Consider the following 13398-nt stretch of genomic DNA (forward strand, 5'->3'; position numbering starts at 1 on the left):
CGCGCGCGGCGGCTACTTCAGCACCGCCACCTGTGCGTCGCCGAGGCGACGCGTGACGCTGACGGTGACGTCGCTGCCGTGGCGTTGGAACCGCAGGTCGACCCGCGAATCGCCCAGGCGCACGTTGTAGAGCGAGACCCCGTCGAGGAACGCCGGCAGGATCGGGTTGCGCAGGCGGACGCGGTTGCGCGCGTGGTCGAGCTCCAGCCCGAGGCAGGCCGAGAGGAAGGCGAACGGCGCCGCCGCGGCCCAGGCCTGCGGGCTGCACGCCACCGGGTAGGAGACCGGCCCGCGCTGGCGCCGGCGCATGAAGCCGCAGAACAGCTCCGGCAACCGCTTCTGGTCCTGGTACAAGGCGGTCTCGAACATGCCCTGGAAGATGCGCGCGGCCTCGTGCTTCAGGTCGTAGCGGGCGAGCCCCATCGCGATGATCGCGTTGTCGTGCGGCCAGATCGAGCCGTTGTGGTACGACATCGGGTTGTAGCGCGCCTCGCCGCGGGCGATCGTGCGCACGCCCCAGCCGTTGAAGCCGTCCTTCGACAGCAGCGTCGCCGCCACCTGCGCCGCCCGCTCGGGCTTGGCGATGCCGGTGAACAGGGCGTGGCCCGCATTGGACGAGCGCACGGCGCATTGGCGCTTCTCGCCGTCGAGCGCCAGCGCGTAGGTGCCGATCTCGGCGTTCCAGAACGCGGCGTCGAACTTTTCGCGCAGGTCGTTCGCCTCGAGCGTCAGGCTCTCGGCCATGGCGTCGTGACCGAGCATCGCAGCGAGCTTGGCCATGCCGTTCTTGGCGGCGTAGACGTAGCCCTGGACCTCGCACAGCGCGATCGGGCCCTTGGCCAGGTGCCCGTCGGTGTGGAAGATCGAATCGTGGCTGTCCTTCCAGCCCTGGTTCTCCAGCCCCTTGTCGGTGTCGCGGGCGTACTCGACGAAGCCGTCGCCGTCGCGGTCGCCGTACTCGTTCATCCAGGCCAGCGCGAGCTCGAGCGCGGGCCAGATCCGGGTGATGGTCTCGCGGTCGCCGGTGACGGCGTAATAGTCCCAGGCCAACATCACGAAGAGCGGCGTGCCGTCGATGGTGCCGTAATAGTGCCGGAACGGCACCTCGCCGAGCATCGCCATCTCGCCGCGGCGGGTCTCGTGCAGCACCTTGCCAGGCTGCGCGTCGGCGGCCGGATCGACGGTCTTGGCCTGCGTCACCGCGAGGTAGCGCAGCACGCCCTTGGCGAACTTCGGATCGATCCACAGCGCCATCATCGCGGTGATGATGCCGTCGCGCCCGAACACCGTGGAGTACCAGGGGATGCCGGCGAACGGGTAGATGCCCTCGGGCGTCCGGCTCGCCAGCATGTAGAGGTCGGCGGTGGCGCGGCAGGCGGCCTCGTTGAATTGGTCGTTCGACGAGATGATCGTGGTGATGCCGGCGGTCAGCTCGCGCAGGTCGCGCCGCGCGTCGCGGTAGGCGCGGGCGAAGACCATGCCTTCGTAGAGGCCCTTCGGCGGCCGCACCGCGGTGCTGCCCGAGGCGAGCGAGAGCGCGGCGGCGGCATCCTCGCCGGTCTTCTCGGCGGACGGCGCGCTGGTGAAGGCGCGATGCGCCTCGCACACCACGCGGACGAACAGCGAGGCGCGGCCCTCGGGCGCCAGCGTCACCTCGAAGACGGCACGGCCGGGCTCGAGCAGCTTCGGCTTGGGCCCGAAATGCAGGGCGGTGGTGCGCACGATCTCGTCGAGGCCGACGTAGCGGAACTGCACCTCCTGGTCGCTCGCGACCTGCACCGCGCGCTTGCCGCGGCTGGTGCGCGCCGTGCCGCGGACCTCGAACAGGTCGCGGTAATCGGCATCGAACGTCACCTCGATGCGCAGGGTGCGCTGGCGGGAATCGTAGGAGCGCAGGCCGATCCGGTCGTAGCAGGCGCCGCGGAACAGAAATTTCGTGCGCTCGATCGCGATGATCTCGCGCGCCAGCGTAATCTCGTCGCCGCCGTCGAGGCGGATGTCGGGGGTCGTCATGTCGACCGAGAGCGCGCCGTTGTCGTCCTGCATCACCGAGGACAGCATCAGCGGGCGCTGGCCCTCGATGGTGAAGTGCAGGCGCGACAGGTAGCGCGTATCCTGAAAGTACAGGCCTTCCGGGCCGGGCTGCACGCCGATGTCGCCGAACGAATCCAGCACGGCGAAGGCCTCGCCGAACTTGAGCGAGCGCAGCGGCCGGTCCACCAGCGAGGTCTGCGCCTCGATGTGGTACTGCGGAAGGAGCTCGTCGGCATCCTGGAAGCCGCGCGGAATCTTCTGCTGCGCCTCGCTGCCGGGCTGTGCCTTTGCCGTCATCGTGTCCGCCATGCGTGACCTGCTCCGCGCATCCTGGAATGCGAATCGAAAGGGCCGCCGGATCGCGCCTTTGCGATGCGGCGGCCCTGGTGACCGTCTGATTGAGCCGTTTGTACGACGGGGCGAGGACGGAGAAAACCCTGCCCGCGCCGCTGACGGCCCTTGGGCGGCCCTTGCAAGCCGAGTGCCGGATGCGGCGGCGGGCGAGGCCCGCCGCGACCGGATCAGGCCGGCATCGCGGCGATCGAGATCGCCGGGCGGGCCGAGCCGTTCATCTCGCCGTAATGCGGGGCGAAGGCGGAGGCGGTCGGCAGGGCGATCACCGAATCGCGGGCGGCGAGCAGTTCCTCGTAGGCCGCGACGTACTTCTTGACCATGCACTCGGCGGTGAACGCGCTCTCGAAGTGGCGGCGGACGCCGGCGCGGCTCATGGTCTTGACCTTGGCCACCGCGGCGACCGCGTCGTCCATCGTCTCGCACAGCACGCCGCTGACGCCGTCGGCGATCACCTCCGGCACGGAGCCGTTGCGGAAGGCGATCACCGGGGTACCGGCCGACATCGCCTCGATCATCACCAGGCCGAAGGGCTCCGGCCAGTCGATCGGGAAGGCGAGCGCCAGGGCGTTGCCGAGGAATTCCTTCTTCTGCTCCTCGTTGATCTCGCCGATATACTCGATCAGCGGGTGGTGGATCATCGGCTCGATGACCTCGTCCCAGTAATCCTGATCGGCCTTGTCGACCTTGGCGGCGATCTTCAGCGGCGTGCCGGAGCGGATCGCCATCTCGATGGCGCGGTCCGGGCGCTTCTCCGGCGAGATGCGGCCGAGGAAGGCGAGGTAGCCGCCCTTGGCCTCGGGGGAATACGGGCAGTTCTGGGCCGGCAGGCCGTGATGGATCGTCGACAGCCAGTTGACGTTCGGCGGCATCGGCTCGCGCTGGTTGTCGGAGATCGACACCAGCGGCATCCCGGTGAAGGTCTTGTAGACGGGCATGAAGTCCGGCACGTCGAGGCGGCCGTGCATCGTGGTGATGCACTTGTGGTTCAGATCCTCGAACATGGGATACTGAAGCAGATCGATGTGAAAATGCAGGATGTCGAACTCGTGCGCCCGACGATGAACCTGGTGCAGCATCGCGAGATGGCTCGCGGTATGATCGCGATAGCCCAGAAGACGCAGACCTTCGGGCGTGCAGGCCGCGAGCTTGGCGGACGTCTCGGAATCGCCGCTCGCGAACAAGGTGACGTCGTGGCCCTGGCGGACCAGTTCTTCGGTGATCCAGCTGACGACGCGCTCTGTGCCGCCGTAGAACTTGGGCGGTACGGCTTCCGAGAGCGGGGCGATCTGGGCAATGCGCACGAAAGGTCTCCTGAGTAGCCTGCGTTTCGGGGATCTAACCCGACCCGGGCTGAGTGGGACATGAACGAAACCCACGGCCAAGGTTATGGTTCCTTGTGCGGTGCAAAGGCAGCGCTTCGTCGTCATCGCCGGGACTTGTCCCCGGTATCCTCGACGACCGGTCGCGCGCCCTCGGCTCGCGAGGATCCGGTACTGAGGTGAGCGTTTCGAGCGCAGGACGAAAGGCCGGCGACACGCGGGCTTCGAACGCGGTCGACGGCCTCCTCCTGCAGCGAAGCCGACGATCGGGCGCCTCTCTCACGCGACCGAGCCGGAGGCGAGCGCAGCGGGCTCCGGGTGCTGCGGGCCGACGGGACGGACCCGTTGGGGCGCCGGGCATTGAAGCGGCGCGCGGTTTCTGCCATAAGCCGCCCCGCGTGGAACCGCCCGGCCGGTTAGGGCTGCCGTGGCGGTTCATGCTGCTCCACCAGAAGCATCCATCGAGCGCACCCCTCCGGCCATCGTCGGACGGCTGGGGTTTCGCGCAGCGGAGAGCCAAATGCCCAAGCTGAAGACCAAATCGGGCGCCAAGAAGCGCTTCAAGATCACCGGGACCGGCAAGGTCATGTACGCCCAGGCCGGCAAGCGCCACGGGATGATCAAGCGGACGACGAAGCAGATCCGCAACCTGCGCGGCACCACCACCCTGTTCGAGGGCGATGCCGCCAACGTGAAGAAGTACTTCCTGCCCAACAGCCGGTAAGCCCTTCACGACCGCCGAGACTGCTTTTTTCGATCCAGGAGATACACCATGGCCCGCGTCAAACGCGGCGTGACCAGTCACGCCAAGCACAAGAAAGTCCTCAAGGCCGCCCGTGGCTATTACGGCCGGCGCAAGAACACGATCCGCATCGCCAAGCAGGCGGTCGAGAAGGGCATGCAGTATGCCTACCGCGACCGCAAGAACAAGAAGCGCACGTTCCGCGCCCTCTGGATCCAGCGCCTGAACGCTGCCGTCCGCGAGCACGGCCTGACCTATTCGCGCTTCATCGACGGCCTGGCGAAGTCCGGCATCGCGGTCGACCGCAAGGCGCTGTCCGACCTCGCGATCCACGAGCCGGCGAGCTTCGCCGTCGTGGTCGAGAAGGCCAAGGCCGCCCTGCCCGCTCAGTCCGCCAAGGCCGCCTGAGCCTCATCCGAGCGACGAACCGGCGAAAGGCGCGGGGCTCCCTCGGGGAGCGCCGCGCCTTCGTCATGTTCGCACACCCTGTGACCACGAGCCTGCGCGCCGACGGCGCCGGGCGGTGAACCGCACGCGATGGGACAGCGATGACCGATCTCGACACCCTCGAACGCGACCTGCTCGCCCAGGTCGCGGCCGCCGCCGACGAGGCGTCGCTCGAGGCCCTGCGCGTCGCGGCGCTCGGCAAGAAGGGCAGCGTCTCCGAGTTGCTGAAGACGCTGGGCGCGATGAGCCCGGAGGAGCGCAAGCAGCGCGGCCCGCTCATCAACGGCCTGCGCGACCGGGTGCAGGGCGCGATCGCCCAGCGCCGCGACGCGCTCGCCGAGGCGGCCCTCGAAGCGCGGCTCGCGGCCGAGCGCATCGACGTGACCCTGCCGCTGCGCGAGGCGCCCGAGTCCCGCGGCCGCATCCACCCGATCAGCCAGGTCATCGACGAGATCACCGCGATCTTCGCCGACATGGGGTTCTCGGTCGCCGAAGGCCCGGACATCGAGACCGACGAGCTGAACTTCACCGCGCTGAACTTCCCGCCCGGGCATCCGGCGCGGGAGATGCACGACACCTTCTTCCTGGCGCCCGACGCCGAGGGCAAGCGCAAGGTGCTGCGCACACACACCTCGCCGGTCCAGATCCGCACCATGCGGTCGCAGACGCCGCCGATCCGGGTGATCATCCCGGGCCGGACCTACCGGCACGATTCCGACCAGACCCACACGCCGATGTTCCATCAGGTCGAGGGGCTGGTGATCGACAAGGCGGCCAATATCGCCAACCTGAAATGGGTGCTCGAGGCGTTCTGCAAGGCGTTCTTCGAGGTCGACGCGGTCAAGATGCGCTTCCGACCCTCGTTCTTCCCCTTCACCGAGCCCTCGGCGGAGGTCGATATCCAGTGCTCGCGCAAGGGCGGCGAGATCCGCTTCGGCGAGGGCACCGACTGGCTCGAGATCCTCGGCTGCGGCATGGTGCACCCGAACGTGCTGCGGAATTGCGGCCTCGACCCGAGCGAGGTCCAGGGCTTCGCCTTCGGCGTCGGCATCGACCGCATCGCGATGCTCAAGTACGGCATGCCGGACCTGCGGCCGTTCTTCGAGGCCGACCTGCGCTGGATCGAGCATTACGGCTTCCGCCCGCTCGACGTGCCGAGCCTGATCGGCGGCCTGACGGGGTGACAACGCACGAGGTCGAAGCGATGACCGAACAGGAATTGACGACGCTCGCCAACGACATCCTTCGCGACGTTCTGGCGCCGCACGGCTTCGAGCACGCGGACATGATCGCCGGGTCCGATCACGACGGAGAACCGTCGCTCGTGGTGATCGCGCATTTCAAGTCGGATGCGGGCGTCACCGACGGTGCCGTATCGACGAAGGCCCTATCGCGGCTCCGGCAGGGATTGCTGGATCGCGGAGAAACCCGTTTTCCCTACATCCGCTACGACTATCCCGGAGACGAAGTCCTCGGCGACGATGTTTCCGACGAGGACCACCACGACGTCGGGATTGCCGGCAAAGGTGCGCCGGACCGACTGCCGGGACACGGCTGATGCCGCGGCTGGGCAACCCGATCGTCTACGATCTGTTGGACGTCGCTTTCGGGCTTGCCGAGACGCGCGGTCGGCCCAACCTGCGCAAGGCTGCGCATCGGCGAGCGGTCAGCAGTGCCTACTACGCCGTGTTCCATGCGTTGTGCTTCGTCTGCGCGAGCGAGCTGCTCGGGTGGACGCAGCCGAACACCTTGGTGGAGCCCGTCTACCGCCTGCTCGACCACGGTGCTGCCAAGCAGCGCCTGAAAGGCCGAGGCGCCTTGGCAATCGGCCCGCAGATCGTCGATATCGGCAACAATTTCATCGACCTACAGGAAGCGCGAAACCTCGCCGATTATAGTCCGCCCGGACTCCTGGTCCGTCACGACGAGACGCTGCGATTGATCGCTCTCGCCGCTCAGACCGTCACGCTCATCGAGCAATTGCCCACATCCGATCGCAAGCAGCTTGCGGTTCTCCTCATCGCGAAGCCCCGCCTGGCTTGAGCGGAAGCATTCAAACATGAAATTTACCCTCTCCTGGCTCAAGGACCACCTCGACACCGAGGCGTCCCTCGACGTGATCGCCGAGACGCTCACCCGCATCGGGCTCGAGGTCGAGGGCATCGAGGACAAGGCGGCGGCGCTGAAGCCCTACGTGGTGGCGAAGATCCTCACCGCCGAGCAGCATCCCAACGCCGACCGGCTCAGGGTCTGCAGCGTCGACGCCGGGGACGGGCAGCCGCTCCAGGTGGTCTGCGGCGCGCCGAACGCGCGCGCCGGCCTGCTCAGCGTGTTCGCGCCGCCGGGCACCTACGTGCCGGGCAAGAACATGACCCTCTCGGTGGGCAACATCCGCGGCGTCGAGAGCCGCGGCATGCTGTGCTCGGGGGCCGAGCTCGGCCTCGGGGACGACCACGACGGCATCCTCGAGCTGCCGGCCGACGCGCCGGTGGGCACGCCCTACGCGCTGTGGGCCGGGCTCGACGATCCGGTGATCGAGATCAACCTGACGCCGAACCGCCCGGATTGCGCCTCGGTCCACGGCATCGCCCGCGACCTCGCCGCCACCGGCATCGGTACCCTGAAGCCCCTGGCCGAGCCGCGGATCCGCGGCGAAGACCCCTGCCCGGTCGCCGTCGCCCTCGACATTCCCGAGGCGGCGCGCGACCTCGCCCCGCACTTCGCCCTCCGCCGCGTGCGCGGCGTGCGCAACGGGTCCTCGCCGGACTGGATGCAGGCGCGGCTGCGTGCGATCGGCCTTCGCCCGATCAACGCGCTGGTCGACATCACCAACTACATGACCTTCGACCAGGGCCGGCCGCTGCACGTGTTCGACGCCGCCAAGGTGGCCGGCGGCCTGACCGTCCGGCTCGCCCGCGAGGGCGAGACCCTGAAGGGCCTCGATGGGCGCGAGCACACGCTCGGCGGCGAGATGGTCGTCATCGCCGACGACAACGGCGTCGAATCCATCGCCGGCATCATCGGCGGGGCGGCCTCGGGCTGCGACGCCTCCACCACCGACGTGCTGATCGAATCGGCGCTGTGGAACCCGGCCAACATCGCGCAGACCGGACGGCGGCTCGGCGTGATCACCGATGCGCGCTACCGCTTCGAGCGCGGCGTCGACCCGGCCTCGACGCTGCCCGGGCTCGACCGCGCGACGCAGCTCGTCCTCGACCTCTGCGGCGGGATCCCGTCCGAGGCGACGATCGCCGGCGCGATGCCCGAGACCGACCGCGTCGTCGACTTCCCCTGGACCGAAGTGCGGCGTCTGGCCGGGATCGAGCTGTCCCGCGCCGAGATGACCGTCACGTTGGAGGCGCTCGGCTTCCAGGTCTCCGGCACCGGCGACCGGGCGAAGGTGCTGCCGCCGTCGTGGCGGCCCGACATCGAGGGCGAGGCCGACCTCGTCGAGGAGATCATCCGCATCGCGGGCCTCGACCGGATCGAGCCGAAGCCGCTGGCGCCGCTGGCCGGCCTCGCGCGCCCGACGCTGACGCTGATCCAGAAGCGCACCCGCCGCGCCAAGCGCGCGCTGGCGAGCCGCGGCCTGATGGAAGCGGTGACGTGGTCGTTCATCCCGCACGACGACGCGGTGCTGTTCGGCGGCGGCGGCACCGACCTGGTGCTGGCCAACCCGATCGCCTCGGAACTCTCCGACATGCGGCCGAGCCTGGTGCCGGGCCTGCTGCGCGCGGCGCAGCGCAACGCCGACCGCGGCTATCCCGATGCCGCCCTGTTCGAGGTCGGGCAGTGCTTCGCCGACGACACGCCGGAGGGACAGACCATCCGCGCCGCGGCCGTGCGCCGGGGAACGGCCAACCTCGCGGGCGGCGGGCGCCACTGGGACGGCACCGCGCCGACCGTGGACGCCTTCCAGGCCAAGGCCGACGCGATGGCGATGCTGGCCGCCCTCGGCGTTCCGACGGGCGGGCTCCAGGTCGTGGCGGGCGGCCCGGACTGGCTGCATCCCGGCCGCTCGGGCACGCTCCAGTTCGGCCCGAAGAACCCGGTCGGCTTCTTCGGCGAGGTGCATCCGCGGGTGATGAAGGCGCTCGATCTCAAGGGCACCCTGGTGGCGTTCGAGATCGTCCTCGACGCGATCCCGGCCCCGAAGCTGAAGCCGACCAAGACCAAGGGCGCGGCGACGCTCTCGGACTTCCAGCCGCTGTCGCGCGACTTCGCCTTCGTCGTCGGCCGCGACGTCGCCGCCGGCGAGATCGTCAAGGCGGCGGCCGGCGCCGAGCGCAAGCTCGTCACCGGCGTCGACGTGTTCGACGTCTACGAGGGCACCGGCATCCCGGACGGCTCGAAATCGGTGGCGATCGCGGTGCGGCTGCAGCCGCTGGAGCGGACGCTGACCGATGCGGAGATCGAGGCGGTGAGCGCCCGGATCGTCGCCGAGGTCGGCCGCAAGACCGGCGCGACGTTGCGCGGCTGAACCCCGCGCCCCGACGACCATACCGGCGCGCGACCTGCACGCGACGCGATCGGCACGCAACGAGGGCGACCCGACCATGACCGACGCCGAAGCGCTCCGCCAGGCACTGTCCCTTGCCGAGACCCTGCCCGAGCCGCTGCTGCGTCGCGCCCTGGCCGAGCCGGATCTCGTCGCGGACGAGACCCTTCGCCTCCTCTCGGTGGCGGCCGAGGGCGCCGAGCTGACGCCGGAGCAGGAGAACCTGCTGTTCTGGGGGCTGCATGTGCTCGCCCATGCCCGCGATCCGCGGCTGCTCGCTCCGCTCCTGCGCTTCCTGCTCCAGGACGAGGAGAGCGTGGACGCGGTGCTCGGCGACGCCGTCACCACGACGCTCGCCCGCATGATCGCGAGCCTGTTCGACGGGCGGACCGACGGGATCTTCGCGCTGATCCTCGACAGCACGGTCGACGATGCGGTGCGCCAGGCGCTGCTGTCCGCCTGCGTCTTCCTGGCGATCGAGGGTCGGATTCCGCGCCAGACCCTGCGCGACCTGCTGGTCCGCTTCGACGACGCGAAGGCCGCCGTCGAGGAGACGGTCGGCTGGATCGCCTGGGAGGAGGCGATCGCCTATCTCGGCCTGCGCGAGCTCGCCCCGCGGGCCGAGGCGGCCCGGCGCGACAAGCGCATCACCGACGAGTTCAGCGATGCCGCGTGGTTCAAGGAGACCCTGCGCGAGGCCGAGCGCAAGCCCAACGACCGGTCGCGCCTCGACGCGTGGAACCACGGCTACCTCGACGACCCGATCGTTCAGCTCGCCTGGACCAAGGCCGGCTACGGCCTGCCGACGGTCAACCCGTTCAAGGACGTCGGCCGCAACGATCCCTGCCCGTGCGGCAGCGGCAAGAAGTTCAAGAAGTGCTGCCTCGGCAAGGTGGATGCCGAAGCGGAATGGACCCCGCCATCAGGCTTGTGACGGCACCGCGCCGCTGAGCGGGTTCGCCTCGTCCCAGGCGTAGCCCAAGGTCTCGAACCGCATCGCGCGGGCATCGACCATCAGCAGCCGCCCGACCAGCGGCTCGCCGAAGCCGGTCACCGCGCGGATCACCTCCATCGCCATCAGCGAGCCCATCACGCCGGCGAGCGCCCCGAGCACGCCGGCTTCCGCGCAGGGCGGCACGGTGCCGGGCGGCGGCGGGTTCGGGAACAGGCAGCGGTAGGTCGGGTTCGGGGCGCCGTCCGGCCCGGTCTCGTGGGCGCGGATCGTCGTCAGCGTGCCGTCGAAACGGCCGAGGGCGGCGGTGACCAAGGGGCGGCGCGCCCGGTAGCAGGCGTCGGACACGGCGTAGCGGGTCGCGAAGTTGTCCGAGCCGTCGGCGACGACGTCGTACGCGGCGGCTAAGGCTTCGGCGGATGCGGCATCGATCCGGATCGGATGGGCGACCACCGTCACGTTCGGGTTGAGGCGGGCGACGGCGTCCGCGGCGCTCTCGACCTTCGGGCGGCCGAGATCTGGTGTGCCGTGGATGATCTGGCGCTGCAGGTTCGAGAGCGAGACCGTGTCGTCGTCGATGATGCCGATCGTGCCGATGCCGGCGGCGGCCAGGTACTGGATCAGCGGGGCGCCGAGCCCGCCGGCACCGATCACGAGCACGCGCGCCGCCTTCAGCCTGCCCTGCCCGGGGCCGCCGATCTCCGGCAGCACGAGGTGGCGGGCGTAGCGTTCGATCTCGTCGGATGTCAGGGCCATGCGCAGCAGATAATCCGCGCGACCGGCCGGTGAAAGCGCGACGGCCCGTGAAAGGCGCATGGTCTGGGAATGGCGACGCGCGACCGCATCATGAAAAACGCCGCCTCGCGGAGCGAGACGGCGTTTTGGAATTCCACGGGCCTCGGCGGAGCGATCAGCGCGGCGCCAGGATCATGATCATCTGGCGGCCTTCGAGCATCGGCTCGCTTTCCACCTTGGCGATCTCGGCGGTCTCGGTCTTCACCCGCTCGAGCAGGCGCAGGCCGATATCCTGGTGCGCCATCTCGCGGCCGCGGAAGCGCAGGGTCACCTTGACCTTGTCGCCCTCCTCGAAGAAGCGCTGCACCGACTTCATCTTGGTGTCGTAGTCGTGCTTGTCGATGCCGGGGCGGAGCTTGATCTCCTTGACCTCGACCGTCTTCTGCCGCTTGCGGGCCTCGTTCTGCTTCTTCTGTTCGTTGAAGCGGAAGCGGCCATAATCGAGCAGCTTGCAGACGGGAGGAACGGAGTTCGGTGCGATCTCGACGAGGTCGAGGCCGGCCTCTTCGGCCAGGGCCAGAGCATCGAAGAAGGCGACGACGCCCCGGTTCTGGCCGGTGTCGTCGATGAGCTGCACTTCGCGCACGCCGCGGATATCCCGGTTGGCGCGAGGCCCGTCCTTCTGCGGGGCCGGCATGGCTCTCATGGGTCTACGAATGGCGGTGTTCTCCTGATGCAACGACGAAACGGCGGCCCCTGGCATCCCGTTCCAGGCTGCCCAGACCACCGATCGCTCCGGCCTATCCCGGACAGCTTACCTTGGCCGAACCGTGCGGCAAGTCAACACATGCCGCCGTTTCAACGCAAAACCATACCGGCTCCCGCGATGCGAAAACCTTTTCCCCGATGTGAAGCCTGCAGGCCAAAAGAACAAGCCCCCATCGCGACGCGGGGTCAGGCGGGCTCCGATCGGCCGAGCAGCTTGGCGTAGATCGCCAGCGTGTCGCCGACCATGCGCTCCAGGGAGAAGTTCGCCTCCACATGGGCGCGCTCGCGGCGGGCCAGCGCGTCGCGCGCGCTGGCGCCGAGCGACAGCGCCTCCGTGAGTGCCGCCGCGAGCGCCGCCGCATCGCCGGCGGGAACGCGCCAGCCGGTGCGCTGGCCGGCCGACACTTCGGGCGGGCTCAAAACGGTTTCGGGGACCGCGCCGAGATCGGACACCACCACCGGCGTGCCGAGCGCCTGGGCCTCGACGGCGGAACGGCCGAACGCCTCCGGCTCGACGGAGGGCACCGCGACGACCGAGGCGGCCCGGAAGGCCGCCGGCATGTCGGTGCAATGCCCGACGCGGCGGACGACGCCCTCGAGCCCGCGCGCCACGACCAGCGCGTCGAGCTCGCGCTCGTAGGCGACCCTGCCCTGGGAGTCGCCCGCGAGCACGATGGCGAAATCGGCGACGCCCTGCGCGCGCATCAGCGCCGCCGCCTCGATCAGGATGCGCTGACCCTTCCACGCGGTGAGGCGGGCCGCCAGTAGGACGACGCGCTCGTGCGGGGCGACGCCCCAAACGCGGCGCAACGCCTCGACCCGCGCGGCGCCGACCGAGACGGGAGTGAAGGCGGAGAGGTCGGTTCCGCGGTGGATCACCTGAACCCGGTCGCCCGCCTGCTCGGCATGCAGGCGACGGATCAGGTCGGCGGTGTAGTGCGAGTTGGCGATCACCACGTCGCCGCGCGCCATCACCGAGTTGTACAGCACCTTCACGCCGGTACGGCCGGAATAGCTGCCGTGATAGGTCGTGACGAAGGGCAGCTTCAGCCGTCGCGCGGCGCCGAGCGCGACCCAGGCCGGGGCGCGGGACCGCGCATGGATGATCTGCACGCCCTCGCGCCGGCACAGGCGCGCCAGGCGGCCGACGTTGAGGGCCATATGAACGGGGTTTTTCGACGCCGCCGGGAACGGCAGGCAGATGCCGCCCTTGGCCTGAAGCTCGCCGACGAGGCGCCCGCCTTCCGTCGCGACCAGCGCACGCGCACCCGCCGCCGCGAGGCCGGCCGCGATGTCGACGGTGGTGCGCTCGGCACCGCCGGCGTCGAGCTCGGGAATGATCTGGAGGACGCAGGCACCGGCCAGCGGCGACGCGTCGCCGGGGAAGCCGACCGACGGACGGGAATCGCCGTTCATCGGCGGCTGCGCGGCGAGAGGGCGTAGGCGGGCCGCGGCCGCAGGGAAGCGTTCATTGTCATAGGATCACGGGTACGCTTTACGGTCTGGTAAACGGCGGCTGAAGACGCGGCGTTCAGGTCGGGAACGCGCG

General features: G+C 69.6%; 12 protein-coding genes. 7 read left to right on the forward strand and 5 right to left on the reverse strand.

Annotated features, from left to right (window positions below; genetic code table 11):
* Positions 1 to 12 precede the first annotated feature (12 nt).
* Positions 13 to 2331: a glycogen debranching N-terminal domain-containing protein gene (locus ACFZ8E_RS20400; RefSeq protein WP_405044424.1), complete on the reverse strand. Its 2319-nt coding sequence runs from the start codon at positions 2329 to 2331 to the stop codon at positions 13 to 15.
* Positions 2332 to 2555: 224 nt separating this feature from the next.
* A complete protein-coding gene (locus tag ACFZ8E_RS20405) occupies positions 2556 to 3689 on the reverse strand; it encodes a glycosyltransferase family 4 protein (RefSeq protein ID WP_244032955.1) in 1134 nt (377 codons plus the stop codon).
* A 538-nt stretch (positions 3690 to 4227) separates the two neighbouring features.
* On the opposite strand from ACFZ8E_RS20405, the gene rpmI reads away from it, so the two are divergent.
* The 7 genes from rpmI to ACFZ8E_RS20440 all read left to right on the forward strand — a co-directional run bounded on the left by rpmI (position 4228) and on the right by ACFZ8E_RS20440 (position 10328).
* Positions 4228 to 4431 carry a 50S ribosomal protein L35 gene (gene rpmI, locus ACFZ8E_RS20410; RefSeq protein ID WP_018044555.1) on the forward strand — a complete coding sequence of 68 codons (204 nt, stop codon included), beginning with the start codon at positions 4228 to 4230 and terminating at the stop codon, positions 4429 to 4431.
* A gap of 48 nt (positions 4432 to 4479) precedes the next feature.
* Positions 4480 to 4857: a 50S ribosomal protein L20 gene (gene rplT, locus ACFZ8E_RS20415; RefSeq protein ID WP_147725894.1), complete on the forward strand. Its 378-nt coding sequence runs from the start codon at positions 4480 to 4482 to the stop codon at positions 4855 to 4857.
* A gap of 140 nt (positions 4858 to 4997) precedes the next feature.
* Entirely contained in the window at positions 4998 to 6080 is a 1083-nt protein-coding gene (pheS, locus tag ACFZ8E_RS20420; protein WP_147725893.1) for a phenylalanine--tRNA ligase subunit alpha, read from the forward strand.
* Between the two features lie 20 nt (positions 6081 to 6100).
* Positions 6101 to 6454, forward strand: a complete 354-nt coding sequence (locus ACFZ8E_RS20425; RefSeq protein WP_243933787.1) for a hypothetical protein — start codon at positions 6101 to 6103, stop codon at positions 6452 to 6454.
* Entirely contained in the window at positions 6454 to 6939 is a 486-nt protein-coding gene (locus tag ACFZ8E_RS20430; protein ID WP_243949159.1) for a hypothetical protein, read from the forward strand. The genes ACFZ8E_RS20425 and ACFZ8E_RS20430 overlap by 1 nt, the downstream gene beginning before the upstream one ends.
* 16 nt (positions 6940 to 6955) lie before the next feature.
* On the forward strand, positions 6956 to 9376 hold the full coding sequence (gene pheT, locus ACFZ8E_RS20435; RefSeq protein ID WP_405043658.1) for a phenylalanine--tRNA ligase subunit beta: 2421 nt from the start codon (positions 6956 to 6958) through the stop codon (positions 9374 to 9376).
* A 76-nt stretch (positions 9377 to 9452) separates the two neighbouring features.
* A complete protein-coding gene (locus ACFZ8E_RS20440; protein ID WP_405043659.1) occupies positions 9453 to 10328 on the forward strand; it encodes a DUF1186 domain-containing protein in 876 nt (291 codons plus the stop codon).
* On the opposite strand, the gene ACFZ8E_RS20445 is transcribed toward ACFZ8E_RS20440, so the two are convergent.
* The 3 genes from ACFZ8E_RS20445 to ACFZ8E_RS20455 form a co-directional block, all read right to left on the reverse strand.
* On the reverse strand, positions 10317 to 11102 hold the full coding sequence (locus ACFZ8E_RS20445; protein WP_244032952.1) for a molybdopterin-synthase adenylyltransferase MoeB: 786 nt from the start codon (positions 11100 to 11102) through the stop codon (positions 10317 to 10319). The genes ACFZ8E_RS20440 and ACFZ8E_RS20445 overlap by 12 nt on opposite strands.
* A gap of 154 nt (positions 11103 to 11256) precedes the next feature.
* Positions 11257 to 11778: a translation initiation factor IF-3 gene (infC, locus tag ACFZ8E_RS20450; RefSeq protein ID WP_243933822.1), complete on the reverse strand. Its 522-nt coding sequence runs from the start codon at positions 11776 to 11778 to the stop codon at positions 11257 to 11259.
* A gap of 257 nt (positions 11779 to 12035) precedes the next feature.
* Positions 12036 to 13265 carry a glycosyltransferase family 4 protein gene (locus ACFZ8E_RS20455; protein WP_405043660.1) on the reverse strand — a complete coding sequence of 410 codons (1230 nt, stop codon included), beginning with the start codon at positions 13263 to 13265 and terminating at the stop codon, positions 12036 to 12038.
* Positions 13266 to 13398 lie beyond the last annotated feature (133 nt).

It is taken from the genome of Methylobacterium sp. HMF5984, assembly GCF_045033435.1.
GTDB lineage: Bacteria > Pseudomonadota > Alphaproteobacteria > Rhizobiales > Beijerinckiaceae > Methylobacterium.

Coding starts and splice junctions, on each gene's coding strand:
- ACFZ8E_RS20400 (WP_405044424.1), bottom strand. CDS start 2,331: ATGACGGCAAAGGCACAGCCCGGCAGCGAGGCGCAGCAGAAGATTCCG.
- rpmI (WP_018044555.1), top strand. CDS start 4,228: ATGCCCAAGCTGAAGACCAAATCGGGCGCCAAGAAGCGCTTCAAGATC.
- rplT (WP_147725894.1), top strand. CDS start 4,480: ATGGCCCGCGTCAAACGCGGCGTGACCAGTCACGCCAAGCACAAGAAA.
- pheS (WP_147725893.1), top strand. CDS start 4,998: ATGACCGATCTCGACACCCTCGAACGCGACCTGCTCGCCCAGGTCGCG.
- ACFZ8E_RS20425 (WP_243933787.1), top strand. CDS start 6,101: ATGACCGAACAGGAATTGACGACGCTCGCCAACGACATCCTTCGCGAC.
- ACFZ8E_RS20430 (WP_243949159.1), top strand. CDS start 6,454: ATGCCGCGGCTGGGCAACCCGATCGTCTACGATCTGTTGGACGTCGCT.
- pheT (WP_405043658.1), top strand. CDS start 6,956: ATGAAATTTACCCTCTCCTGGCTCAAGGACCACCTCGACACCGAGGCG.
- ACFZ8E_RS20440 (WP_405043659.1), top strand. CDS start 9,453: ATGACCGACGCCGAAGCGCTCCGCCAGGCACTGTCCCTTGCCGAGACC.
- ACFZ8E_RS20445 (WP_244032952.1), bottom strand. CDS start 11,102: ATGGCCCTGACATCCGACGAGATCGAACGCTACGCCCGCCACCTCGTG.
- infC (WP_243933822.1), bottom strand. CDS start 11,778: ATGCCGGCCCCGCAGAAGGACGGGCCTCGCGCCAACCGGGATATCCGC.
- ACFZ8E_RS20455 (WP_405043660.1), bottom strand. CDS start 13,265: ATGAACGGCGATTCCCGTCCGTCGGTCGGCTTCCCCGGCGACGCGTCG.